Annotated in this window: 18 protein-coding genes and 1 rRNA gene; 9 read left to right on the top strand and 10 right to left on the bottom strand. The window is 74.6% G+C overall.

All coding sequences use genetic code 11. The features are described from left to right. Nucleotides 1-29 precede the first annotated feature (29 nt). The 3 genes from ACIP60_RS34730 to ACIP60_RS34720 all read right to left on the bottom strand — a co-directional run bounded on the left by ACIP60_RS34730 (nucleotide 30) and on the right by ACIP60_RS34720 (nucleotide 3,278). A complete protein-coding gene (locus tag ACIP60_RS34730; protein ID WP_400692569.1) occupies nucleotides 30-857 on the bottom strand; it encodes an aldo/keto reductase in 828 nt (275 codons plus the stop codon). A gap of 32 nt (nucleotides 858-889) precedes the next feature. Further along, nucleotides 890-2,074 carry an MFS transporter gene (locus ACIP60_RS34725; RefSeq protein ID WP_400692567.1) on the bottom strand — a complete coding sequence of 395 codons (1,185 nt, stop codon included), beginning with the start codon at nucleotides 2,072-2,074 and terminating at the stop codon, nucleotides 890-892. 694 nt (nucleotides 2,075-2,768) lie between these two features. Further along, a complete protein-coding gene (locus ACIP60_RS34720; protein WP_100838034.1) occupies nucleotides 2,769-3,278 on the bottom strand; it encodes a DUF6912 family protein in 510 nt (169 codons plus the stop codon). Nucleotides 3,279-3,612: 334 nt separating this feature from the next. Between ACIP60_RS34720 and ACIP60_RS34715 the strand changes: the two genes are divergently transcribed. After that, nucleotides 3,613-4,215 (top strand): Rv3235 family protein, encoded by a 603-nt coding sequence (locus tag ACIP60_RS34715; protein ID WP_400692563.1) that lies wholly within the window; start codon nucleotides 3,613-3,615, stop codon nucleotides 4,213-4,215. A gap of 89 nt (nucleotides 4,216-4,304) precedes the next feature. On the opposite strand, the gene secA is transcribed toward ACIP60_RS34715, so the two are convergent. After that, complete coding sequence (gene secA / locus ACIP60_RS34710; RefSeq protein ID WP_400692560.1) at nucleotides 4,305-7,085, bottom strand: preprotein translocase subunit SecA; 2,781 nt, start codon at nucleotides 7,083-7,085, stop codon at nucleotides 4,305-4,307. Between the two features lie 219 nt (nucleotides 7,086-7,304). Here secA and ACIP60_RS34705 point away from each other — a divergent pair, with 219 nt between their 5' ends. Continuing rightward, complete coding sequence (locus tag ACIP60_RS34705; RefSeq protein WP_400692557.1) at nucleotides 7,305-8,516, top strand: winged helix-turn-helix domain-containing protein; 1,212 nt, start codon at nucleotides 7,305-7,307, stop codon at nucleotides 8,514-8,516. Nucleotides 8,517-8,649: 133 nt separating this feature from the next. On the opposite strand, the gene ACIP60_RS34700 is transcribed toward ACIP60_RS34705, so the two are convergent. Continuing rightward, complete coding sequence (locus ACIP60_RS34700) at nucleotides 8,650-9,375, bottom strand: response regulator transcription factor (RefSeq protein ID WP_100838030.1); 726 nt, start codon at nucleotides 9,373-9,375, stop codon at nucleotides 8,650-8,652. Between the two features lie 261 nt (nucleotides 9,376-9,636). Continuing rightward, complete coding sequence (gene hpf / locus ACIP60_RS34695) at nucleotides 9,637-10,329, bottom strand: ribosome hibernation-promoting factor, HPF/YfiA family (protein ID WP_400692553.1); 693 nt, start codon at nucleotides 10,327-10,329, stop codon at nucleotides 9,637-9,639. Between the two features lie 369 nt (nucleotides 10,330-10,698). Here hpf and ACIP60_RS34690 point away from each other — a divergent pair, with 369 nt between their 5' ends. Continuing rightward, on the top strand, nucleotides 10,699-11,466 hold the full coding sequence (locus ACIP60_RS34690; RefSeq protein ID WP_400692550.1) for a ComF family protein: 768 nt from the start codon (nucleotides 10,699-10,701) through the stop codon (nucleotides 11,464-11,466). Here the strand turns inward: ACIP60_RS34690 and ACIP60_RS34685 are convergent. From ACIP60_RS34685 to mtrA, 3 genes are read right to left on the bottom strand one after another with little or no spacing between them, the layout of a single operon-like run. Further along, complete coding sequence (locus tag ACIP60_RS34685) at nucleotides 11,454-13,337, bottom strand: LpqB family beta-propeller domain-containing protein (RefSeq protein ID WP_400692547.1); 1,884 nt, start codon at nucleotides 13,335-13,337, stop codon at nucleotides 11,454-11,456. The genes ACIP60_RS34690 and ACIP60_RS34685 overlap by 13 nt on opposite strands. Further along, nucleotides 13,312-15,411 carry an MtrAB system histidine kinase MtrB gene (mtrB, locus tag ACIP60_RS34680; RefSeq protein ID WP_400692544.1) on the bottom strand — a complete coding sequence of 700 codons (2,100 nt, stop codon included), beginning with the start codon at nucleotides 15,409-15,411 and terminating at the stop codon, nucleotides 13,312-13,314. The genes ACIP60_RS34685 and mtrB overlap by 26 nt, the downstream gene beginning before the upstream one ends. A 2-nt stretch (nucleotides 15,412-15,413) precedes the next feature. Beyond that, nucleotides 15,414-16,091 (bottom strand): MtrAB system response regulator MtrA, encoded by a 678-nt coding sequence (gene mtrA / locus ACIP60_RS34675; protein ID WP_030459579.1) that lies wholly within the window; start codon nucleotides 16,089-16,091, stop codon nucleotides 15,414-15,416. A gap of 225 nt (nucleotides 16,092-16,316) precedes the next feature. Between mtrA and ACIP60_RS34670 the strand changes: the two genes are divergently transcribed. From ACIP60_RS34670 to ACIP60_RS34645, 6 genes are all read left to right on the top strand, one after another. Then, nucleotides 16,317-17,390 carry a glycerophosphoryl diester phosphodiesterase membrane domain-containing protein gene (locus ACIP60_RS34670; RefSeq protein WP_400692540.1) on the top strand — a complete coding sequence of 358 codons (1,074 nt, stop codon included), beginning with the start codon at nucleotides 16,317-16,319 and terminating at the stop codon, nucleotides 17,388-17,390. Nucleotides 17,391-17,394: 4 nt separating this feature from the next. Then, nucleotides 17,395-18,072: a DUF4129 domain-containing protein gene (locus ACIP60_RS34665; protein ID WP_400692537.1), complete on the top strand. Its 678-nt coding sequence runs from the start codon at nucleotides 17,395-17,397 to the stop codon at nucleotides 18,070-18,072. Continuing rightward, nucleotides 18,069-19,310, top strand: a complete 1,242-nt coding sequence (locus ACIP60_RS34660; RefSeq protein ID WP_400692534.1) for a DUF4350 domain-containing protein — start codon at nucleotides 18,069-18,071, stop codon at nucleotides 19,308-19,310. The genes ACIP60_RS34665 and ACIP60_RS34660 overlap by 4 nt, the downstream gene beginning before the upstream one ends. Beyond that, complete coding sequence (locus tag ACIP60_RS34655) at nucleotides 19,289-20,305, top strand: AAA family ATPase (RefSeq protein ID WP_400692532.1); 1,017 nt, start codon at nucleotides 19,289-19,291, stop codon at nucleotides 20,303-20,305. Before ACIP60_RS34660 ends, ACIP60_RS34655 begins: the two co-directional genes overlap by 22 nt. Nucleotides 20,306-20,373: 68 nt before the next feature. After that, nucleotides 20,374-21,687: a DUF58 domain-containing protein gene (locus ACIP60_RS34650; protein WP_400692529.1), complete on the top strand. Its 1,314-nt coding sequence runs from the start codon at nucleotides 20,374-20,376 to the stop codon at nucleotides 21,685-21,687. Nucleotides 21,688-21,755: 68 nt separating this feature from the next. Further along, nucleotides 21,756-22,568, top strand: coding sequence for a hypothetical protein (locus ACIP60_RS34645; RefSeq protein ID WP_400692526.1), 813 nt, complete (start codon nucleotides 21,756-21,758; stop codon nucleotides 22,566-22,568). A 305-nt stretch (nucleotides 22,569-22,873) separates the two neighbouring features. Here ACIP60_RS34645 and rrf read toward each other — a convergent pair. After that, a 5S ribosomal RNA gene (gene rrf, locus ACIP60_RS34640) occupies nucleotides 22,874-22,961 on the bottom strand; the annotation flags it as partial.

The following is a 22,961-nucleotide window of genomic DNA, read 5'->3' as shown; positions in this document are numbered from 1 at the left end:
GCGGGGAGGGCGGGTGAGAGCCGGCGGGGTCAGTTGAAGGTGTCCGGGTCCGGTCCGGTGCGCAGGCCCCGGTCGGTGGCCGCGATCGCCGCCAGGTCGTCCTCGGTGAGGGCGAAGTCGAAGACGTCCAGGTTCTGCCGGATCCGGGCCGGGGTGACCGACTTGGGGATCACCAGGTTGCCGAGCTGCAGGTGCCAGCGCAGCACCACCTGGGCGGGGGACTTGCCGGTGCGCCCGGCGATCGCGGTGATCGCCGGGTCGTCCAGCACGGCGCCCTGGGCGAGCGGGCTCCACGCCTCGGTGGCGATGCCGTGCGCGGCGTGGAAGGCGCGCAGTTCGGCCTGCTGGAGGCCGGGGTGCAGCTCCACCTGGTTGACGGCCGGGACGGGGCCGCCGGACTCGATCAGCCGGGTCAGGTGCGCGGGCTGGAAGTTGGAGACGCCGGCGGCGCGGATCCGGCCCGCGGCGGCGAGCTCCCCGATCGCCCGCCAGGAGTCGGTGTACCGGTCCCGGGCCGGGGTGGGCCAGTGGATCAGGTACAGGTCGACGTACTCCAGGCCGAGCCGGTCGAGGCTGGCGTCGAAGGCCCGCAGCGTCTCGTCGTGGCCCTGGTCGGCGTTCCACAGCTTGGTGGTGACGAACAGCTCCTCGCGCGGCAGCCCGGACGCGGCCAGCGCCTTCCCGACGCCGTGCTCGTTGCCGTAGACCGCAGCGGTGTCGATGCTGCGGTAGCCGGCCTCCAGGGCGGCGGCGACGGCCGCGGTGGTCTCCTCGTCCGGGACCTGGAAGACGCCGAAGCCGAGCTGCGGCATCTCGACGCCGTTGTTGAGGGTCACGTGGGGGACGGTGGTGCTCATGTTCCTTCTCCAGTCGGGGAGTTCGAGGGTTCTCAGTGGTTCAGGACCGGAACGCGGGCGGTGGCGGGGGCCGGTGCGCGGCGCTCCAGCACCGCCGAGGCCACGGCCAGCAGCAGCGCGGAGCCGGCCAGCAGCGCGCCCACCCAGTTCGGGGCGGTGTAGCCGAACCCGGCGGTGATCACCGCCCCGCCGAGCCAGGCGGCCAGCGCGTTGCCCAGGTTGAATGCTCCGATGTTGACGGCCGAGGCCAGCGTCGGCGCGCCGTGCGCCTGGTCCAGGACCCGCTTCTGCAGCGGCGGCACGGTGGCGAAGCCCAGCGCGCCGATCAGCAGCAGGGTGACGGCGGCGGTGACCCGGTGGTGCGCGGTGACGGTGAACAGGGCGAGCACGACGGTCAGGGCGCCCAGGGTGGTGAACAGCATCGGCATCAGCCGGCGGTCGGCGAACCGCCCGCCCAGCAGGTTGCCCAGGAACATGCCGACCCCGAGCAGCACCAGCAGCCAGGTCACCCCGCCCTCGGAGAACCCGGCGACCTCGGTCATCATCGGCTTGACGTAGGTGATCGCGGCGAACACCCCGCCGAAGCCGAGCACCGTCATGCCCATCGCCAGCACCACCTGGACGTTCCTGAACGCCGCCAGTTCCCGCCGCAGGTGCGCCCCCTCGGGCCGGGGCAGCTCGGGCACCAGCCGGGCGATGCCGAGCAGCCCGACCACGCCGAGCACGGCGACGGCGGCGAAGGTGGCCCGCCAGCCGACCTGCTGGCCGACGAAGGTCCCCAGCGGCACGCCGACCACGTTGGCCACCGTCAGCCCGGTGAACATGGTCGCGATCGCCCCGGCCTTCCGCTCCGGCGCGACCAGCTCGGCGGCGACCACCGACCCGATCCCGAAGAACGCGCCGTGCGCGAGCGAGGCGACGATCCGCCCGGCGAGCATCGCCCCGAACCCGGGCGCCAGCGCGGACAGCAGGTTGCCCGCGGTGAACAGCACCATCAGCAGCATCAGCATCCGCTTGCGGCTGATCCGGGTCCCGAGCACGGTCATCAACGGAGCCCCGACCACCACGCCGAACGCGTAGCCGGTGACCAGCAGACCGGCGGTCGGGATGCCCACCCCGAAGTCGGCCGCGACCTCGGGCAGCAGCCCCATGATCACGAACTCGGTGGTGCCGATCCCAAACGCCCCGATGGCCAGGGCGAGAAGCGCGAGGGGCATGACGCGAACCTCCATACAATTGCCAGTGCGCCTTACGAGCTTCGACAATAATTGCACACGCACACACTTGCAAGCGCAACGAACTCCCGAGCAGCGCGCCCCCCGACGCCCCCACCCCGGAGACCCCCGCCACCCACCCCGGGGACGCCGCAGGCCCGCCCCGACCCCGCGAAGCCGCCTGCGGCGAGCCCACAGCGACACCACGGACACCCGCTGACAGAAACCCACCCGCACCCATCGAGCCCCCCAGCACGCACGACAAGGCTCACCCCGGGCAACCGGGCGGCGAAGAACCACCCGTACTTGCCCAGCACCTGCCCCAAAGCCCTCCGCCCCCGCGAAGCCACCTGCGACCGAGCCCACAGCGGCACCCGCCGACAGAAACCGCCCGCACCCGCCCGGAAGGCCGTCCACCGACCCCCAACGAGCGCCGGCCCCCGCCCTCGACGGCCACGCCCGCGGCAAGACCCACCCCCGGCACCGCCGACAACCGCCCGCGCCCGGGGTCGCCGAAGGCCCCGCCCCGGCGACCTGCCCCGGCGCCCCGCTGCCCCGGTGGCGAGCCCGCCGGGCGGCGCTGAACCCGTCCCGTGGAGCGCCGCAGGCCCGTCCCACCCCGACCTGGCCCGCAACGCGGAGACCCCGCCACGGCCGGGGCCGTGGCGGGGTCTTCGGGTGGTGCGGGGTCGGGCGGTCAGGCGATCAGGCCGGGGATCTCCTGGATCGCGAACCAGAGCAGTTCGTGGTCCTCCGCGCCGTCGACGGTGAACTGCGCGTCCTGGTCGCCGCCGTCCGCGGCGGTGACCGCGCCGGCGGCGGCCGTCACGTCGGCCAGGACGTCCGGGTCGGTGTCGTCGGCGTGGACCGCGGCGGCCTTGGCGAGGCGGATCGGGCCGGCCAGGACGACCCGGCCGAGCGAGGCCTGGTCCTGGTACTCGTCGCCGGGGAAAGGCGTCACCGCCGAGTCTGCGACCTCGACGGCCAGCACCACCCGGCGGCGCGGGGCGTCCGGGTCGGCGGCCAGCAGCCGGACCGAGGAGAGCGCCGCCCGGTTGAGGGCCGCGTACTCCAGCTCCTCCAGGTCGTCGCTGACGTACCACTCGCGCAGCGCGGGCGTCACGGCGTAGGCGACGCTCTGCTCCAGGACGCCCTCGGGGTGCGCCACCGCCAGGTCCTTCAACGTGGTCGGCACGTACACGCGCATCGGGGCACCCTTCTGACGGTCTCACTGTGCGACGGGTCAAGAATACGCAGCCCGCCGGGCGGCCCGCGATGGCCCTCCGGCGCCCGGCCCCTGCGCCGATCAGGTCACCGCCGACGTCCCCCTACGGGCCGTTCCGCTGCCCGAGCCGCCGTCAACTCCGCGCCCCGGTACCGGCCGCGCCACCGTTGCGCCCGACGGGCCGCCACCCGTACGGGTGGATTTCCGGGCGCCGCCGCAGCCGCCGGAAACCCCTTGGCCCGCCCTCCGCCCGCCCGGTAGCAAAGGCCCCGGCAGCATCACTGCCACTGACACTCCCGCCACCGAGAGGGCCACGATGACCGAGCAGATGACCGAGCAGCAGCTCACCCGGACGCCCGGCCCCCGGATCCGTCCACTGGTCCGCCCCGCCCCCGCCACCCGCCGACCGGTCCGCCACCCCCACCCGACCCCGTCCCCGGCCGCGCCCGCGCACCCGCACCCGCACCCGCCCGGCGACGGCCCCCGCCCGCCGCACCCGCCCGGCGACGGCCCCCGCCCGGTCCGCAGCCCGCGCGCGGCCTGCGACGGGCCCCGCCCGCCGTACCGGCCCCGGACGGCCGCGCCCGGCAGCAGCGGGCACGCCGAGCTCGCGGGGCGGTTCGCGCACCGGCTGGTGGAGGTGCTGTGCGGGGCCCGCCCGGTGCACCAGTTGCAGCGGCACACCACACTGCCGGGCTTCCACCAGCTCGCGGCGCTGGTCCGGACCGGCCCGCTGCGCCCGCGCGGCCGCACCCAGCGCCCGCGGCTGGGCCGGGTGCACGACTGCGCGCCGGGCCCGGGCGCGGTGGAGGCGTGCGTACGGGTGGAGCTCGGCCCCCGGCACCACCTGCTGGCCTTCCGGCTGGAGCGGCACACCCGCACCGGCCAGTGGCAGTGCGCCGCCGTGGAGACCGGATGAGGCCCGGGAACGCGGCGGGGCGCCGCCCCCCGGAGGAAGCGGCGCCCCGTGCAGCGGAAGCGGCAGCCGGTGCGGATGCAGGTCCGGGCTCAGGCCTTGCGGCGCCGGCCGCCCTTCGCCGCCTTGGCGGCCTTGCGGCGCTCGGCGCGGGTCAGGCCGTCGCCCTCGTCGAGCGGGCCGTCCTCCTCGAAGTCGCCCTCGATCACGCCGCCGCCGACCTGGTCGGACGGGGCGATGTAGTGGAGCTTCTTGCGCTCGGGGGCCTCCAGGCCCTTGGCGCGGATCTCCGGGCGGGCGGCCGGGACGGCGGCGTCCTTCTCCAGCTTGTCGAGCAGCACCTGCTCGTCGTCCGGGACCGGGACCTCCTCGACCTGCTGCTCGACCTGGACCTCCAGGTTGAACAGGTAGCCGACGGACTCCTCCTTGATGCCCTCCATCATCGCGGAGAACAGGTCGAAGCCCTCGCGCTGGTACTCGACCAGCGGGTCGCGCTGGGCGTAGGCGCGCAGCGCGATGCCCTCCTGGAGGTAGTCCATCTCGTAGAGGTGCTCGCGCCAGCGGCGGTCCAGCACCGAGAGGACGACCCGGCGCTCCAGCTCGCGCATGATCTGCTCGCCGAGCTGGTCCTCGCGGCGGCCGTACGCGGCGGCGATGTCCTCCTGGATGACCTTGGTGAGGTACTCGGGGGTGAGACCGCCCTGGTCCGCGGCCTCCTCCTCCAGCTCGTCCAGGTCGAGCGAGACCGGGTAGAGCTGCTTGAGCGCGGTCCACAGCTTGTCGAGGTCCCAGTCGTCCTCGAAGCCCTCGCCGGTGGCGGCGTTGACGTACGCGGCGACGGTGTCGTCCATGAAGTGGCCGACCTGCTCCTGGAGGTCCTCGCCCTCCAGGACGCGGCGGCGCTCGCCGTAGATGACCTCGCGCTGGCGGTTGAGGACCTCGTCGTACTTGAGGACGTTCTTGCGGATCTCGAAGTTCTGCTGCTCGACCTGGGTCTGCGCGGAGGCGATGGCGCGGGTGACCATCTTCGACTCGATCGGCACGTCCTCCGGGACGTTCGCCATCGACAGCACGCGCTCGACCATGCCGGCCTTGAACAGGCGCATCAGGTCGTCGCCCAGCGACAGGTAGAACCGGGACTCGCCCGGGTCGCCCTGGCGGCCGGAGCGGCCGCGCAGCTGGTTGTCGATCCGGCGGGACTCGTGCCGCTCGGTGCCCAGGACGTACAGGCCGCCGATCTCCTGCACCTCCTCCTGCTCCGCCTTGACCGCGGCCTTGGCCTTCTCCATCGCGGCCGGCAGCGCGGCCTCGTACTCCTCCGGGGTCTCCTCCGGGGTGATGCCGCGCTGGGCCAGCTCGGCGGCGGCCAGGTGCTCGGGGTTGCCGCCGAGCATGATGTCGGTGCCGCGGCCGGCCATGTTGGTGGCGACGGTGACGGCGCCCTTGCGGCCGGCCTGGGCGACGATCTGCGCCTCGCGCTCGTGGTGCTTGGCGTTCAGCACCTCGTGCGGGATGCCGCGCTTGCGCAGCTCCTGCGACAGGTACTCGGACTTCTCGACCGAGACGGTGCCGACCAGGACCGGCTGGCCGTCCTCGTGGCGCTTGGCGATGTCCTCGACCACAGCGGCGAACTTGGCCGGCTCGGACTTGTAGATCAGGTCGGGCTGGTCGATCCGCTTGGGGTTCTTGTTGGTCGGGATCGGGACCACGCCGAGCTTGTAGATCTGGTGGAACTCGGCCGCCTCGGTGGTGCCGGTACCGGTCATGCCGGACAGCTTGTCGTACAGGCGGAAGAAGTTCTGCAGGGTGATGGTGGCCAGCGTCTGGTTCTCGTTCTGGACCTCGACGCCTTCCTTGGCCTCGATCGCCTGGTGCATGCCCTCGTTGTAGCGGCGGCCGGCCAGGATGCGGCCGGTGTGCTCGTCGACGATCATGACCTCGCCGTTGATGACGACGTAGTCCTTGTCCGCCTTGTAGAGCTCCTTGGCCTTGATGGCGTTGTTCAGGAAGCCGACCAGCGGGGTGTTCACCGACTCGTAGAGGTTGTCGATGCCCAGGTAGTCCTCGACCCGGGAGACGCCCTCCTCCAGGATGCCGACGGTGCGCTTCTTCTCGTCGACCTCGTAGTCGCGGTCGATCTTGAGGCGCTGCACCAGCTTGGCGAAGTCGTTGTACCACTTGGTGGCCTGGTCCGCCGGGCCCGAGATGATCAGCGGGGTGCGGGCCTCGTCGATCAGGATCGAGTCGACCTCGTCGACGATCGCGAAGTTGTGGCCGCGCTGCACCAGTTCGTCCTGCGACCACGCCATGTTGTCGCGCAGGTAGTCGAAGCCGAACTCGTTGTTGGTGCCGTACGTGATGTCCATCCCGTACTGGCGCTTGCGCTCGGCCGGCGACATGTTCGCCAGGATCACGCCGACCTCCAGGCCCAGGAAGCGGTGCACCCGGCCCATCCACTCCGAGTCGCGCTCGGCGAGGTAGTCGTTGACGGTGATCAGGTGCACGCCCTTGCCGGTCAGCGCGTTCAGGTACGCGGGCAGGGTGCCGACCAGGGTCTTGCCCTCGCCGGTGCGCATCTCCGCGACGTGCCCGTAGTGCAGGGCGGCGCCGCCCATGATCTGCACGTCGTAGTGGCGCTGTCCCAGGACGCGCTTGGCGGCCTCGCGGACGGTCGCGAACGCCTCGGGGAGGATGTCGTCGAGGCTCTCGCCGTCGGCCAGGCGGGTCTTGTACTCGTCGGTCAGCGCGCGCAGCTCTTCGTCGGTGAGGTTGACGAAGTCCTCTTCGATCGAGTTGACCTGGGCGGCAATCCGCTGCAGTTTGCGGAGGATCTTGCCCTCGCCTGCGCGCAGGATCTTGTCGAAGACGGACACGTGAGCGGGCTCCTTGCCTCATTCGGCTCTGGATGACTGCCGGTGGGGAGTCCACCCCACCGTACGGGCCATCGTATGCGAGGAGTCCGAGCGGCCGGGAGGTCCGTCAGCACGGTATTCCTGTGTCACCCCTGGGAGCACATCGTCCGATGCCGGGTCCAAACGGTCAAAGCGGTTCGCCGACGGCCGGTTGTCAGTGCCTGCGCCTAGCCTCGCCCCATGGCCGAGACCTTTGCCGAGACGTTCTCCGAAACCTCCGCCGCGGCCGCCGCGACGCCCGCGCCCGCCGTCCGGATCACCGCCGACCACGCCCGCCGGCTCGCGCTGCGCGCCCAGGGCCTGCTCGGCTCCCCCGACCGCCGCTCCGGCCCGCAGGGCGTGCTGCGGCAGCTCGGCGCCGTCCAGCTGGACACCATCTCGGTGCTGGCCCGCTCGCACGAGCTGGTGCCGTACGCCCGGCTCGGCGCGGTCGGCCGCCGCCCGGTCGAGCAGGCGTACTGGGGTCGGGGCACCGCCTTCGAGTACTGGTCGCACGCGGCCTGCGTGCTGCCGATCGAGGAGTGGCCGCTGTTCGCGTTCCGCCGCCGCGCCTACCGGGACAAGGGCCGGGTCTGGGGCCACCGGGTCCCGCCGGAGGCGTACGCCCGGGTGATCGACCAGCTGCGCGCCGAGGGCCCGCTGACCTCCACCGCGCTCGGCGGCGCCAAGCGGACCTCCGAGTGGTGGGACTGGTCCGACACCAAGATCGCCGTGGAGCGGGCGCTCGCCTTCGGTGACGTGGTGGTCACCGAGCGGCGCGGCTGGAAGCGGGTCTACGACCTGGCCGAACGGGCCGTTCCGGCCGAGCTGTTCGGGCAGGACCCGACCGACGCCGAGTGCCTGGTGCGGCTGGTGGCGCAGGCCGGGGCCGCGCTGGGCGTGGCCACCCGGGCCGACCTGATGGACTACCACCGCCTCAAGGGCGCCCAACTGGCCGCCGCGCTCCCGGAGTCGGGCCTGGTCCCGGTCGAGGTGGAGGGCTGGGGCGCCCCCGCCTGGGCCGACCCGGCGGCGCTGGCCGCGGAGCCGCGCGGGCGCCACCGCACCACCCTGCTCTCCCCGTTCGACTCGCTGGTCTGGGACCGCCCGCGCACCGAGCGGATCTTCGGCATGAGCCACCGCCTGGAGGCGTACACCCCCAAGCACAAGCGGGTGCACGGCTACTTCGCGATGCCGCTGCTGGCCGCCGGCCGGCTGGTCGGCCGGGTCGACCCGGCCCGCGAGGGCGGCACCCTGGTGGCCCGTCAGGTCTCGCTGGACGCACCGAAGTTCGTCCCCGCGCTGGCCGAGGCGCTGCGCGAGGCCGCCGACTGGGTGGGCTGCTCGGACGTCCGGGTGGAGCGGCTGGCGGACGAGTCGCTGCGGCCGGAGCTGGAACGGCTGCTGGGCTGAGCCGCGGCCGGGCCGAGCCGCCGCCCGGCCGAACGGACGCCGGGCCGAACGGACGCCGGGCCGAACGGCTGCGCGGTCGAACGGCGACGGCCGCCGGGCCCGGTCGGGTCCGACGGCCGTTCCCGGCTCGCGCTCAGCCTATTTCGAGGATCTTCTCACGCATCGCGTACACCACCGCCTCCATCCTGGAGTGCAGTTGGAGCTTCTCCAGGATGTTGCGCACGTGGTTCTTCACCGTGTTCTCGCTGATGAACAGCTCCTTGGCGATCTCCCGGTTGTTCATCCCGGTGGCCACCAGCTTGAGCACCTCCAGCTCCCGGTCGGTCAGCCGGGGCGCGGGCAGCAGCTCCCGGTCGTCCGAGCGGCGCTGGATCATCGACTTGAACTCGGTCAGCAGCTTGGCCGCCATCGACGGGCTGATCTGCGACTGCCCGTCGGCCACCGCGCGGATCGCGGTGGCCACCTCGTCGGTGGAGATCTCCTTCAGCAGGTAGCCGGTGGCCCCTGCCTTGATCGCCTCGTAGAGGTCGGCCTCCTCGTCGCTGATCGTCAGCATGATGATCTTGGCGCTGGGCACCACGTCCTTGATCGCGGTGCACGCCTCGATGCCGCTGCGCCGGGGCATCCGGACGTCCATCAGGATGATGTCCGGCAGCAGGTCGGCGGCCTTCAGCACGGCTTCCGCGCCGTCCCCGGCCTCGCCGATCACCCGGATGTCCGGCTCCTCGGCGAGCACGATCTCCAGGCCGCGGCGGAACAGCGCGTGGTCGTCCACCACCAGCACCCGGATCGGCTCCTCCCGGCGCGGCGGGAAGCCGGCGTCCTCGGGCCCCAGCCCCTCGCGCGAAAGCTCCGCCATCCGCTCCTCCCCCGCCCTCCGGTCACGTCCGACGCGCCCATCATTCCACGGCCCGGACCCGCCGCGATCACCCTGCGCCGTCGAACCGCCCGGCTGGGTGACCCCGTCCGTCCCGCCCGCCCCGCCCGTCCCGGCGGCCGCACCGGCGGCCCCCGCACGCGCCGGTGGCCTCCCGCACGCGCCGGCGGCCCCGGCGGCCGGGAGGGCCGCCGGGGCCACCGTGGTGCTCCGGCCGCGGGCGGGGCCCGCCGTCAGTCCCGCCTACTCCTCGTCGGGCCCGTTGATCGCGCCGCCCGCCCCCGCGACGTCCGCGGCGGCGGCCTGGTCCTCCTTGAGGTGGATCACGCCGTAGTGGTAGCCGTGCCGGCGGTAGACCACGCTCGGCAGGCCGCTGTCCTTCTCCTGGAAGAGGTAGAAGTCGTGGCCCACCAGCTCCATCGCGTACAGCGCCTGGTCCAGCGACATCGGCGCCGCGGCGTGGGTCTTCTCGCGGACCACCAGCGGCCCGTCGCCCTCCACCTCCAGGCTGCCCGCCACGGTCCGGCGGGCCGCGCCGTCGGTCTCCGGGGCGGCCTCGGCGGCGGGCAGGTCGGCCAGCGCGGCGGTCGCCGCGGCGACGCTGAGCGGCGTCCGCCCGTTGACCCCGCCCTTGTGCACCCGGCGGCGGTCCGCGGACTTGCGCAGCTGCGCCTCCAACTTCGCGGAGGCGAGGTCCAGCGCCGCCCACGGGTCGCTGGCGGACGCCTCGGCCCGGATCACCGGGCCCCGGCTGCGGAGGGTGATCTCCACCCGGTCGGCGCGGTCGGCCTGGCGCGGGTTGGGCTCCTTGGACACCTCGACATCCAGGCTGATCGCCTTGGTGTCGAACTTCTGGACCTTCTCCAGCTTCTCGGCCACGTGCTCGCGGAACCTCTTGGGCACCTCGGTCTTGCGGCCCTTGACGACGATGTCCACGCAGAACTCCGATCCCTCGTGCTGACCGGCTCGGAGTGCGTCCCGAACCGGCGTGAGACCCAGCCGGACCAGTCGGTCACCGCCCGCCCCCCAGGACACCGCCCGGGGAACCCGCGAGGACCACCGGCCCTTACCTCACTTCCTCCCCACCAGGAGAATTCGAAACCCCTGGAAACCTCATGCAACACCTGACGCGGGGATCTCGCCTCCCCAGTCGGACGACCGTAACGAGGTCCGGCCGGCGGCCCGGCTGTTCCCCCCTGTCTACCCACCTACGGGTGAAACACCGGCGAACGGCTGGACAACACGCCCGGCACCGCCCACCGTATGGCTGATGCCGCCGCCCGGCGGGCGTTCCGGAGGGGTTCCGTGACCAGCCGCAGCACCGCCCACCAGGCCGGATCCGGTCCGGCCCCGGTCCTCGCCGCCCTGCTCGACCTGCTGCTCCCCGCCCGCTGCGCCGGCTGCGGAAGCGGCCTCACCGGCCTGTGCCCGCCCTGCCGCGCGCTGCTGGACGGCGCCGCCGCCGGGCCGGCCGGGCCGCACCGGCCGCCGCCCGGGCTGCCGCCGGTGCACGCCGCCGCCCGCTACGCCGGGCCGGTGCGCCAACTGCTGCTCGCCCACAAGGAACGCGGCGCGCTCCGGCTGGCCGCCCCGCTGGGCACCGCGCTGGCCGCCGCCGTGCGCTCCGCGACCGGCGCGGGCGCCGCCCCGCTGCTGCTGGTGCCGGTGCCCTCGGCCCGGTCCGCCACCCGGGCCCGCGGCCACGACCCGACGCTGCGGCTGGCCCGGGCCGCGGCCCGCGAACTGCGCCGCGGCGGCGTCGCCACCCTGGTCGCGCCGGTGCTGCGGCACAGCCGCCCGGTGGCCGACCAGGCGGGCCTGGGCGCCGCCGAGCGCCGCCGCAACCTGGACGGGGCGCTGGCCGTGCCGGCCCGGGACGCCCGGCGGCTGGCCGGGCACCGGCTGGTGCTGGTGGACGACCTGGTGACCACCGGGGCGAGCCTGGCCGAGGCGGCCCGGGCGCTGCGCGCGGCGGGCTGCCCGCCGCGGGCGGCCGCCACCGTCGCGGCCGCCGCCCGGCGGGACCGGGGAGGCCGGGGAGGCCGGGGCCACGGGCGGGCTCAGCCCGGGTAGACGAACGCGGTGGCGGCCTTCCCCTTGGTGGGCACCTCGTGCCACTGGTTGTCCTTGAGCAGCGACAGGCCGCGCTCCGAGGAGGCCAGCACGGCCGAACCGGCCGGGCCGCCCGAACCGACCGAGCCGCTGGGGCCGGCCGGCAGCCGGGCCTCGGTCGCGGACAGCGCGGTCATCGACTCGCCGCCCTGGAGCGGGGAGTCGGTGGACTGCGAGCCGTCGGTGCCCAGGAAGTGCAGCTGCTGGAGCCGGTCGGCCTCCTTGCCGAGCACCACCAGCTGGTCGGTGTCGCCCCAGGAGACGGCGGCGACCTCGGTCAGCTGCGGCGCGATGTCGCGCAGCGCGGTGATCCGGGCGGTCGGCTGCTGCGCGGTGCCGCCGTGCTGGACCAGGCCGAGCAGCAGGGTGGTCGGGCCGGTGCCGCGGCGGACCAGCAGGGCGATCCGGGTGCCGTCGGAGGAGATCCGCAGCGACTGCACGCTCTGCCCGCCCAGCCCGTCGACCTGCACCGGGACGACGGTGCGGTCGCGCACCATCAGCACCTTGGGCGCGGCCGGGTCGCGGTCGACCAGCCACAGGTCCTGCCGCCCGTCCCAGCTGGGCGAGGCCAGGCCCTGGTCGGGCTGGGGGGCGCGGCTGTGCACGATCGGCTCGCCGTACTTGGCGCCGTCGCCCAGCTCGGCCTCGACCAGGTCGCGGCCGTCGGCGCCGACCACCGCGGCGGCGCCGCCGTCCCGGCGGACCGCGACGGCACCGTTGCCGGGCCGGAACTGGCCGGGCTGCGGGGCCTGCCCGAGCACCCCGGGGACGGGTACCGGGTCGAGGCCGGTGTCCTGGTAGCGGGTGAGCCGGCCGTCGTCCAACTGGATGTACGCGGCGACGCCGTTGTCGGTGCCGGCCAGCACGCCGGGGGCGACCAGCGCGGCCTCGGCGCTGCTGAGCGAGCAGCCGCCGCCGGTCATCGACAGGTCGAGCCGGTCCAGTTTGCTCTGCTGGTCGGCCAGGGTCTGGAAGAGCTGCTGGGCCATCTGCTTGCAGGCGGCCGGGTCGCCGCCCTCCAGCCGGACGGTGGCCGTCCGGTTCTCGCCGACCGAGGCGCCGAGCACCCGGACGTCGTCGAGCCTGGAGGTCACCACCGGGCCGAGCCAGCGCGAGGGCCCGTCGGCGGTGGCCTGGGCGGCCTCGGTGAGCGGGTCTATTCGGCGGCGCAGGTAGATCGGGTCGGGCACCAGCACCGGGGAGGTCTGCGGGTGGGCGGCGGAGGGGTCGACCTGGGCGAAGAAATAGCGGTGGACCGGCTTGTAGGTGTTCTTGAAGTTGGTCTGGTCGACGATCAGGCCGTCGGGCAGGTCGCTGATCCGCCACTCGCCCTTGTTCGGGCCGTCGGACTCCTTCACGAAGACGAAGGTCTGCTCGTACGGGTCGTTGGAGTGGGCCTGGTAGCTGTGCTTGGCGTCGAGCGCGGCGACCTGCTTGCCCGTGACCTGCAGTTCGACGGAGACGGTGTTCTCCGCGGGGGGCAGGCCGAGGGGCGAGCTCGGGGCGCCGGCCAGCACCACCACGCCCGCGTCGGGCCTCCAGTTCTGGGCCGCGACGGCGGTCAGGTACTGCTTGGCGGTGTCGTAGTCGGCCTGGTCGGCGTTGGAGGAGTCCAGGAAGCCGGCCAGCAGGTCCCGGGGGGTCTCGCCCTTGTGCGGGGCGACGGGGTAGACGTGCACCTGGAGGGCGTCGGCGGCGTTCTGCGAGACCTCCAGGCGCTGCGGGGCGCCGCCGGAGGGCATCGAGACGCAGCCGGTGGCGGCGGTCGCCAGCAGCACCGCCCAGCCCACCGCGAGGACCCGCCGGTCAGCCGTCCTGTCGGTCCTGCGCACCGGCGGTCCCCTCCTGGTCGGTGTCGGCGCCGCCCGGTGCGGGCGGGCCCGGCTGGGTCGGCCGGGCCCGGTCGACCACGATCTGCGCGCCGGTGGCGCCGTAGCCCGTGACGTCCGACGGGTCGGAGACCGGGGCGGCGGCGGGCCGGCCCAGGCCGGGGCCGATGCTGAGCACGCCGCCGAGGCCGGAGCCGAAGGCGTGCCGGTCGGTGTCCGGGGTCTCCGGGACGGCGGTGGACTCGCCGCCGGACAGCGCGGCCGTGCCGCGCGCGGTGCGCCGGTAGGGGGCGCCGGCCGAGGACATCCCGCGGTTGTAGCGGGAGTCCTCCGGCTCCAGCCGGAACGGGGCCCGGGAGATCTCGCCGCCGCGGGTGCGCGGCAGGGTCAGCCGGAAGTGCGAACCGCCGCCGGGCTCGCCCCAGGCCTGGAGCCAGCCGCCGTGCAGGTGGGCGTCCTCGACCGCGATGGACAGGCCCAGGCCGGTGCCGCCGGTGGTCCGCACCCGGGACGGGTCGGCCCGCCAGAAGCGGTGGAACACCCGGGACGCCTCGCCCGGCTTGAGGCCGATGCCGTAGTCGCGCACGCCGACGGCGACCGCGCCCTCGGCGGAGCCGAGCCGGATCACCACGTCCCGGCCCTCGCCGTGCTCCAGCGCGTTGACCACCAGGTTGCGCAGGATGCGCTCGATCCGGCGGCCGTCGACCTCGGCGAGCACCGGGTTCTCGGCGCCGCGGATCAGCACCGCGCTGCCCTTGGCCCGGGCCAGCGGGTCGGCGGCCTCCACCACCCGGGTCACGATGTCCCGCAGGTCGACCGGTTCGGCGTCCAGGATCGCCGCGCCCGCGTCGAACCGGCTGATCTCCAGCAGGTCGGCGAGCAGCGACTCGAAGCGGTCCAGCTGGTCCTGGAGCAGCTCGGCGGAGCGGGCCGCCATCGGGTCCAGGTCCTCGCGGCTGTCGTAGATCAGGTCGGCGGCCATCCGGACGGTGGTCAGCGGGGTCCGCAGCTCGTGCGAGACGTCCGAGACGAACCGGCGCTGCACCCGGGACAGCTCCTCCAGCTTGCGGATCTGCGCCTGCAGGCCGTTGGCCATCCGGTTGAACGACTCGCCGAGGCGGGCGATGTCGTCGGTGCCGGTGACCTTCATCCGCTCGTCGAAGTGCCCGGCGGCGAGCCGCTCGGAGATCCCGGCGGCCATCCGCACCGGCGTGACGACCTGGCGGACCACCACCCAGGCGATGCAGCCGAGCAGGATCACCAGGAACAGCCCGGCGGTGGCCAGGGTGCCGATCACCAGGTTGAGGGTGGAGGTCTCCTGGTAGAAGGAGAAGACGTAGTAGAGCTGGTACGGGTTGCCGTCCGGGCCGGTGAACTGCTTGCCGATCGCCAGGCCCTTGTCGTCGTCGGGCTTGGCCTGGCTGTCCGGGGCGCGGTGCAGCCTGACCTGCTGCTCCTGCGGGTTGGCCTGGTCGGCGGCGACCTGGGCGCGCAGCGCGGGGGTGATCGAGTCGGGCAGGATCGAGCCGGAGTAGCGGGCGCCGCGCAGGTCGGCGCTGGAGGCGCTGGCCTGCTGGCCGCCGGGGGCGAGCGCGATCACCGAGTAGACGCCGGCGCCGCCGGAGGCCAGGTCGGAGACCTGCTTGGTCAGCCAGGCGTTGATCTGGTCGCGGGTCGGGTCGGCGGTGGCGCCGGCCTTGTTCTGGAGGTTGATCGCTTCGTTGATCTTGTCCTGCTCGATCTGGAAGCCGCCGAGGGCCTGCCCGTGGGCGGACTTCTGCTTAGTCTCCAGCAGGCCGGTGCGCACCTGGGCGACCACCACCACGCCGAGCACCAGCACCACCACGAAGGACAGCAGCAGTGTCATCGCGACCACCCGCAGCTGGATCGAGCGGCGGTACAGCGCCAGCAGCCGGCCCACCGGGTGCCGGAACGGGCGGACCACCGGCGCGAACAGCGCCGCCCACCACCGCCGGCGCGGCCGGCCGGTGGTGGAACTCAGCACGTCGCCGCGCACAGCGTGCTCCCCGCCGGAGTGCTCCTCCGACGGGGAGCCGTCAGCCCTCGCCTCGCTCATCCTCAGCTGGGCCCGGCCTTGTACCCGACGCCGCGCACGGTGACCACGATCTCCGGACGCTCCGGGTCCTTCTCGATCTTGGAGCGCAGGCGCTGCACGTGGACGTTGACCAGCCGGGTGTCGGCCGCGTGCCGGTAGCCCCAGACCTGCTCCAGCAGCACCTCGCGGGTGAACACCTGCCAGGGCTTGCGGGCCAGCGCGACCAGCAGGTCGAACTCCAGCGGGGTCAGCGGGATGCCGCGGCCCTCGCGCTTGACGGAGTGCCCGGCGACGTCGATCACCAGGTCCCCGATGGTCAGCTGCTCCGGAGTGGGCTCCTCGGCCCGGCGCAGCCGGGCCCGCACCCGGGCGACCAGTTCCTTGGGCTTGAACGGCTTGGTCACGTAGTCGTCCGCGCCCGACTCCAGGCCGACCACGATGTCGACCGTGTCGGTCTTCGCGGTCAGCATGACGATCGGGATGCCCGACTCGGCCCGGATCTGCCGGCAGACGTCGATGCCGTCCCGTCCGGGCAGCATCAGGTCCAGCAGTACGAGGTCCGGCTTGGTCTCCCGGAAGGCGGCCAGCGCCTTGTCCCCGTCAGCGACGAAAAACGGCTCAAAACCTTCACCCCGCAGCACGATGCCGAGCATCTCGGCCAGTGCGGTGTCGTCATCGACGACGAGGACGCGTCCCTTCATGTCTCCATCTTCTCATCACCTGAATGTGACCTGCGCCGCACGGCCCCGCCGTCCCGCGCCCCGACCCCCACCGAAGCAGTCATACCATCGCAAAGGTTGTGACCCGGGGCCCTCGGCCGGACCGTTGTGGATCAGCAACGGGACACCCCTGGGGTGCGCGTGCGCACCGTGGCACGATAAGCACCCCGAAGCACCCGAGCCAGGGTGCCCCGACGAGGAGCCTCGATGACCGAGACCCCGGGCTGGACCTCACCCGGTTCTCCTGAGCCACCGCCCGGCACCGCGGAAACCGGCCACCCGGCCCCCGCCGCCGCCCTCGCTCCCGGCGCCCCCGCGAACCCCGCCCCGGCGACGGCCGCCCCGGCGACGGCCGCCCCCGCCCTCCCGGGCACCCCGCCGGTCCCGCTGCGGCCGCTCGGTTTCGGCGAGCTGATGGACGGCGCGTTCGCGCTGGTCCGCCGCAACTGGCGGGCCGCGTTCGGACTCGGCCTGGGCCTCGGCGTGGTCGTCGAACTCGTCCAGGCCGGCGTCGACTGGTGGATCCACCTCAACGGCACCGACGTCGAGGCGGCGTTCTCCTCGTTCTTCACCCGCCCGGTCGCCGCCCTGGTCAGCATCCTGGCCGCCGGACTGCTCGCCCCCGTCGTCGGCAACGCCCTCACCGGCCGGGACACCACGCTCCGGGAGGCCTGGGCCCAGGTCCGCCCCCGGCTCGGCCGGCTGCTCGGCCTGTACCTGCTGGTGGCCGCCGTCCTGATCGGCGCGCTCGCCGTCCCGGTCGGCCTGCTGGCCCTGCTGGCCGCCGCCACCGACCAGCCCGGCTGGCTGGTCCTGCTGGTCCTCGCCCCGCTGCCCGCGGTCTGGCTCTCGGTGCGGCTGCTGCTCGCCCTGCCCGCGCTGATGCTGGAGAAGCAGTCCGTCGGCCACGCCCTCAAGCGCTCCTGGCGGCTGGTCCGCGGCGCCTGGTGGCGGGTCTTCGCCCTGCTGCTGGTGTTCTCGATCTGCCTGTACTTCCTCACCGAGGTGCTGCTCGTCCCCGGCCGGCTGGTCGCCGACCTGGTCGTCGGCCTGTCCGACGGCTTCGGCAGCGACGACACCGACGCCACCGTCGGCATCGCCGTCACCGCGGTCGGCGGCACCCTCGCCCACACCGTCACCGTCCCGCTGGCCGGCGCCCTGTTCGCCCTGGTCTACGCCGACCGGCGGATCCGCCGCGAGGCGCTCGACCTGGAACTCACCGGCGCCGCCGGCCGACCCGGCCCCGACCGGGCCGCCGCGCCCGCCCCCTCGGGGGTCTGACCGGATGGGGACCAGGGGGGAGGGGGCGCTGCTCGCGAACGGCGCCCCCGTCGACGTACCGCGCGACGCGGCCCGCGACGCCGCGCACGAGGAGCTCCGCAAGGCCGTCTACCACCAGCACGACCCCGGCGTCGTCGAACGCGTCACGGACTGGATCGGCAACCGGATCGGCCGGGCCTTCGACGGCTTCGCCGCACCGCTCGGCGGCGGCGGCAACGCCGCGCTCGTCGTGCTGCTGGTCGTCGTGCTGGCCCTGGCCGGCCTGGCCTGGTGGCGCTACGGCGCGCCCCGCCGGACGGCCCGCTCCACCGGCACCCTGTTCGCCGGCGCCGAAGGACCGCGCAGCGCCGCCCGGTACCGCGCCGACGCCGCCGCGCACGCCGCCGCCGGCGCCTGGGCGGACGCCGTCCGCGACCAGATGCGCGCCCTGGTCCGCGGGCTGGAGGAACGCACCGTGCTCTCCCCCCGGCCCGGCCGCACCGCCGACGAGGCCGCCGCCGAAGCAGGCCGCGCCCTGCCCCCACACGCCACCGAACTCGCCTCCGCGGCAAGGCTGTTCGACGACATCGCGTTCGGCGACCACCCCGCCGACGAACGCGCCTACCGGCTGCTCGCCGACCTCGACCACGCCCTCGGGCGCACCCGCCCCACGCCCGTCCCGGCCGGCGGAGGAACCGCATGACCGCCACCGCCCCGCCGCCCGCCACCGCCGAGCCCGCCGACGACCCCGCCGGCCCGCCGTCCGCCGGACCCGCCCGGCCGGCACCCCGCACCCGCCCGGGCGCGCTGTGGCGGCGCTCCCGCTGGTGGCTGCTGGCCGCCCTGGTCCTGGCCCTGGTCGGCACCCTGGTCGCCGGCATCCCCGGCAGCTCCGCCTACGACCCGCTCGACCCGCGCTCCGGCGACCCCGACGGCACCCGCGCCGCCGACCAGCTGCTGCGGCAGCACGGCATCGACTCCCGCACCGCCGCCGGCCCCGCCGAACTCGCCGCCGCCCTGCGCGCCGACGACACCACCCTCGTTCTCACCCGCCCCGGCGAACTCGCCTACCACGACCTCGCCGCCCTCGCCGCGCTCACCCCCGGCCGCCGCAGCCGCCTCGTCCTGATCGCCCCCGACCAGCCGGCCCTGAACGCCTTCGCCCCCGGCGTCGACGCCCTCTCCGGCAGCGGCGCCACCCTCCCCGTCGCCCCGTCCTGCCCGCTGCCCGAGGCCGCCCGGGCCGGCACCGCCACCCTCGGCGGCCAGAGCTACCAGGGACGCCCCGGCGACACCGGCTGCTACCCCGCGGCCGGACACCACCTGCTGGTCAGCCGCACCCTCGGCGACCAGCAGGTGATCGCCCTGGGCACCGGCGCCCCGCTCACCAACGGGCTGCTCGACCACGAGGGGAACGCCGCACTCGCCCTCGGCCTGCTCGGCGCCGACCCGCACCTGGTCTGGCAGACCCTCGGCCCGAACGACTACGCCGCCCCCGAACAGCCCAAGACCCTGGGCGACTTCATCCCCGCCGGCTGGTACTGGGGCACCCTGCAACTCGCCGTGGCCGGCCTGCTCGCCGCCCTCTGGCGCGGCCGCCGCCTCGGCCCGGTGCTCACCGAACGGCTGCCCGCCGTGGTCCGCGCCTCCGAGACCACCGAGGGCCGCGCCCGGCTCTACCACCGGGCGAACGCCCGCGGCCACGCCGCCGAGACGCTGCGCCGCGCCGCCCGCCACCGGGCCGCCGCCGCCCTCGGCCTCCCGCACACCACCGGGGACCCGGACCCGGCCGCCCTCACCGAGGCCGCCGCCGCCCGGCTCGGCCGCCCCGCCGCCGACCTCCAGCACCTGCTGTACGGCCCGGCCCCCACCGACGACGCCGCGCTGCTGCGGCTCGCCGACGACCTCGACGACATGGAATGGCAGGTACGACAGCCGTGACCGAAGCCGTGACCGACCAGCTGCTCAAGACCGTCCCGGACCGGTCCGGCGACGCCCGCGCCGCCCTCACCGGCCTGCGCGAGGAGATCGCCAAGGCCGTGGTCGGCCAGGACGCCGCCGTCACCGGCATCGTCGTGGCCCTGCTCTGCGGCGGCCACGTCCTGCTGGAGGGCGTCCCCGGCGTCGCCAAGACCCTGCTGGTGCGCACCCTGGCCACCGCCCTCGACGTGGGCACCAAGCGCATCCAGTTCACCCCCGACCTGATGCCCGGCGACGTCACCGGCTCCCTGGTCTACGACACCCGCACCGCCGAGTTCTCCTTCCAGCCCGGCCCGGTCTTCACCAACCTGCTGCTCGCCGACGAGATCAACCGCACCCCGCCCAAGACCCAGGCGTCCCTGCTGGAGGCCATGGAGGAGCGCCAGGTCACCGTCGACGGCGAACCCCGCAGGCTCCCCGAGCCGTTCCTGGTCGCCGCCACCCAGAACCCGGTCGAGTACGAGGGCACCTACCCGCTGCCCGAGGCCCAGCTCGACCGCTTCCTGCTCAAGCTGATCCTCCCGCTGCCCACCCGCGACCAGGAGTTTCAGGTCCTGTCCCGGCACGCCAACGGCTTCGACCCGCGCGACCTCGCCGCGGCCGGCGTCCGCCCCGTCGCCACCGCCGCGCACCTGGCCGCCGCCCGCGCCGAGATCGCCGGGCTGACCGTCTCCCCCGAGGTCCTCGCCTACATCGTCGACCTGGTCCGGGCCACCCGGCAGTCGCCCTCGCTCGCCATGGGCGTCTCCCCGCGCGGCGCCACCGCCCTGCTCAACACCTCCCGCGCCTGGGCCTGGCTGGCCGGCCGCGCCTACGTCACCCCCGACGACGTCAAGGCACTCGCCCTGCCCACCCTGCGCCACCGCGTCCACCTGCGCGCCGAGGCCGAGATGGAGGGCACCACCGCCGACAGCGTCATCCAGGCCGTCCTCGCCCAGACGCCCGCGCCCCGGTAGCCCGCCCGGGCCGGGGCCCCGCCCCGGCCCACCGCCGTCCCCACCCCCAGAAAGCGAGCCAGCACCCCATGGCCCTGACCGGCCGAACGGCCCTCATCGCCGCCCTCGGCGCCCTCCTGGTGGGGCTGGTCCTGCCCTCCTGGACGGGCATCGGCGCGGTCGTGCTGCCCCTGCTCGCCGCCGTCGCCGCCGACCTGCTGCTCGCCGCCCCGGTCCGCCGCCTGCGCCTGGAACGCTCCGGCGCCCCCACCGTCCGCCTCGGCGAACCCACCACCGTCGACCTGCTCGTCACCAACCCCTCCGGCCGCCCGCTGCGCGCCCTGATCCGCGACGCCTGGTACCCCGCCGCCTGGGCCCCCGGCACCGCGTACGCCGCCTCCCGGCACACCGCCACCGTCCCCGCCGGCGAGCGCCGCCGCCTCACCACCCCGCTCGCCCCCACCCGACGCGGCGACCACCACGCCGGCAAGGTCACCGTCCGCTCGCTCGGCCCGCTCGGCCTGGCCGGCCGCCAGGCCACCCTGGACGCCCCCTGCCGCGTCCGCGCCCTGCCGCCCTTCACCAGCCGCAAGCACCTCCCCTCCCGCCTCGCCCGGCTGCGCGAACTCGACGGCCGCACCTCCGTCCTGACCCGCGGCCAGGGCACCGAGTTCGACTCCCTGCGCGAGTACCTCCCCGGCGACGACGTCCGCTCCATCGACTGGCGCGCCAGCGCCCGCCGCAGCACCGTCGCCGTCCGCACCTGGCGCCCCGAACGCGACCGGCACGTCCTGATCGTCCTCGACACCGGCCGCACCTCCGCCGGCCGGGTCGGCGACGCCCCCCGCCTGGACGCCGCCCTGGACGCCGCCCTGCTGCTCACCGCCCTCGCCACCAAGGCCGGCGACCGGGTCGACCTGCTCGCCCACGACCGCCACCGCCGCGCCGCCGTCGCCGGACGCTCCCCCGCCGAGGTGCTCCCCGCCTTCACCGACGCGATGGCCCTGCTCGAACCCGCCCTGATCGAGACCGACCTGCGCGCCCTCACCTCCACCGCCCTGCGGATGGCCCCGCAGCGCTCCCTGATCGTCCTGCTCACCGGCCTCGACGCGCACCAGATCCAGGAGTCGCTGCTCCCCCGACTCCCCCTCCTCACCAAGCGCCACGAGGTCGTCCTCGCCTCCGTCGCCGACCCCCGCCTGGACGAACTCGCCCGCGCCCCCCGCACCACCGTCCGCGACGTCTACGGCGCCGCCGCCGCCGAACAGACCCGCGCCGACCGCCGCCGCACCGCCGACCTGCTCACCCGCCGCGGCGTCACCGTCCTGGACGCCCCGCCCGAGACCGTCGCCCCCGCCCTCGCCGACGCCTACCTCGCCCTCAAGGCCGCCGGCCGCCTCTGACGACCCGTCTCCCGCCCCCGCCGGAAACCGCGTTGCCGCCCCCCGACCGCGGTTGCTTGGATGTCCGGGTGCTGTACCAAGAAGAGCTGATCGCCCGCGTCCGCACCGCCTGCGAAGCCGACCTCGGCCTGGACGCCGCCCTGATGTACGGCTCCTTCGCCGCCGGCGAGGCGGACGCCCACAGCGACATCGAGTTCTGGCTGTTCTTCACCCCGCACCGCCGCGCCGAGATCGACCCGGCCGCGTGGTGCGCCGCCATCGCGCCGACCAGCCACGTCCTGCTCAACGAGTTCGGCTCCCACGTGGCCTTCTTCCCCGGCCTGGTCCGCGGCGAGTTCCACTTCGCCACCGCCGACGACATCCCCACCGTCGCCACCTGGCCCGCCCGCGGCGCCGCCGTCGACCGCATGCTCCTGGTCGACCGCAGCGGCGCCCTGGCCCCCGTCCTGGCGGCCCTCCCCCGGCACCGCGCCCCCGCCCCCGACGACCCCGACGTCATCGCCCGCCACTGCGACCCGCTCGCCAACTGGCTGGTCCTCGCCCACCACCTGACCGCCCGCGGCGAACACCTCCGCGCCTGGGACGCCCTCGGCCACGCCCACCGCCACCTCCTCTGGATGGCCCGCCTCGCCGAGAACTCCACCGCCCACTGGCTGACCCCGTCCCGCGCCGCCGAACACGAACTCTCCCCCACCACCACGGCCGACCTCCGCGCCACCACCGCCCCCGCCGACCCCCACTCCCTCACCACCGCCCTGCGCGCCGCCAGCACCCTCGGCCAACGCCTCTGGACCACCCTCGCCACCCGCCACCGCCAGCCCTTCCCCACCGCCCTCTTCGCCGAACTCGACGCCGCCCTCGACACCCTCCCCACCCGATGAACCACCTCACCTTCCACCACCTCGGCCTCCCCGACCTGGCCCGCCGAGTGCCGAAACCGACCGCGGGCTCCGCCCCACTCACCGTCCTGCCGGTCGACCTCGAAGCAGACCTGCGCCTCAGCGACCCCGCCGACAACGACCGCACGATCTGGAACGAGACCGCCTTCCCCGTCGCCGAACTAGCTCCGACTCCCCGCCGGCGAAGGCAGACGGGAGGACTTCACCTTCGACTCGATGTCCTACGACGTCCCCGGAAATGCAGAAAGGGCCCCAGCCGTGAGGCTGGAGCCCTTTCTTGAAAGATTGTTCGGCGGCGTCCTACTCTCCCACAGGGTCCCCCCTGCAGTACCATCGGCGCTGTGAGGCTTAGCTTCCGGGTTCGGAATGTAACCG

It is taken from the genome of Kitasatospora sp. NPDC088783, assembly GCF_044750705.1.
Taxonomy (GTDB): Bacteria; Actinomycetota; Actinomycetes; order Streptomycetales; family Streptomycetaceae; genus Kitasatospora; species Kitasatospora fiedleri.
This window is presented reverse-complemented; position numbering and strand designations above follow the sequence as displayed.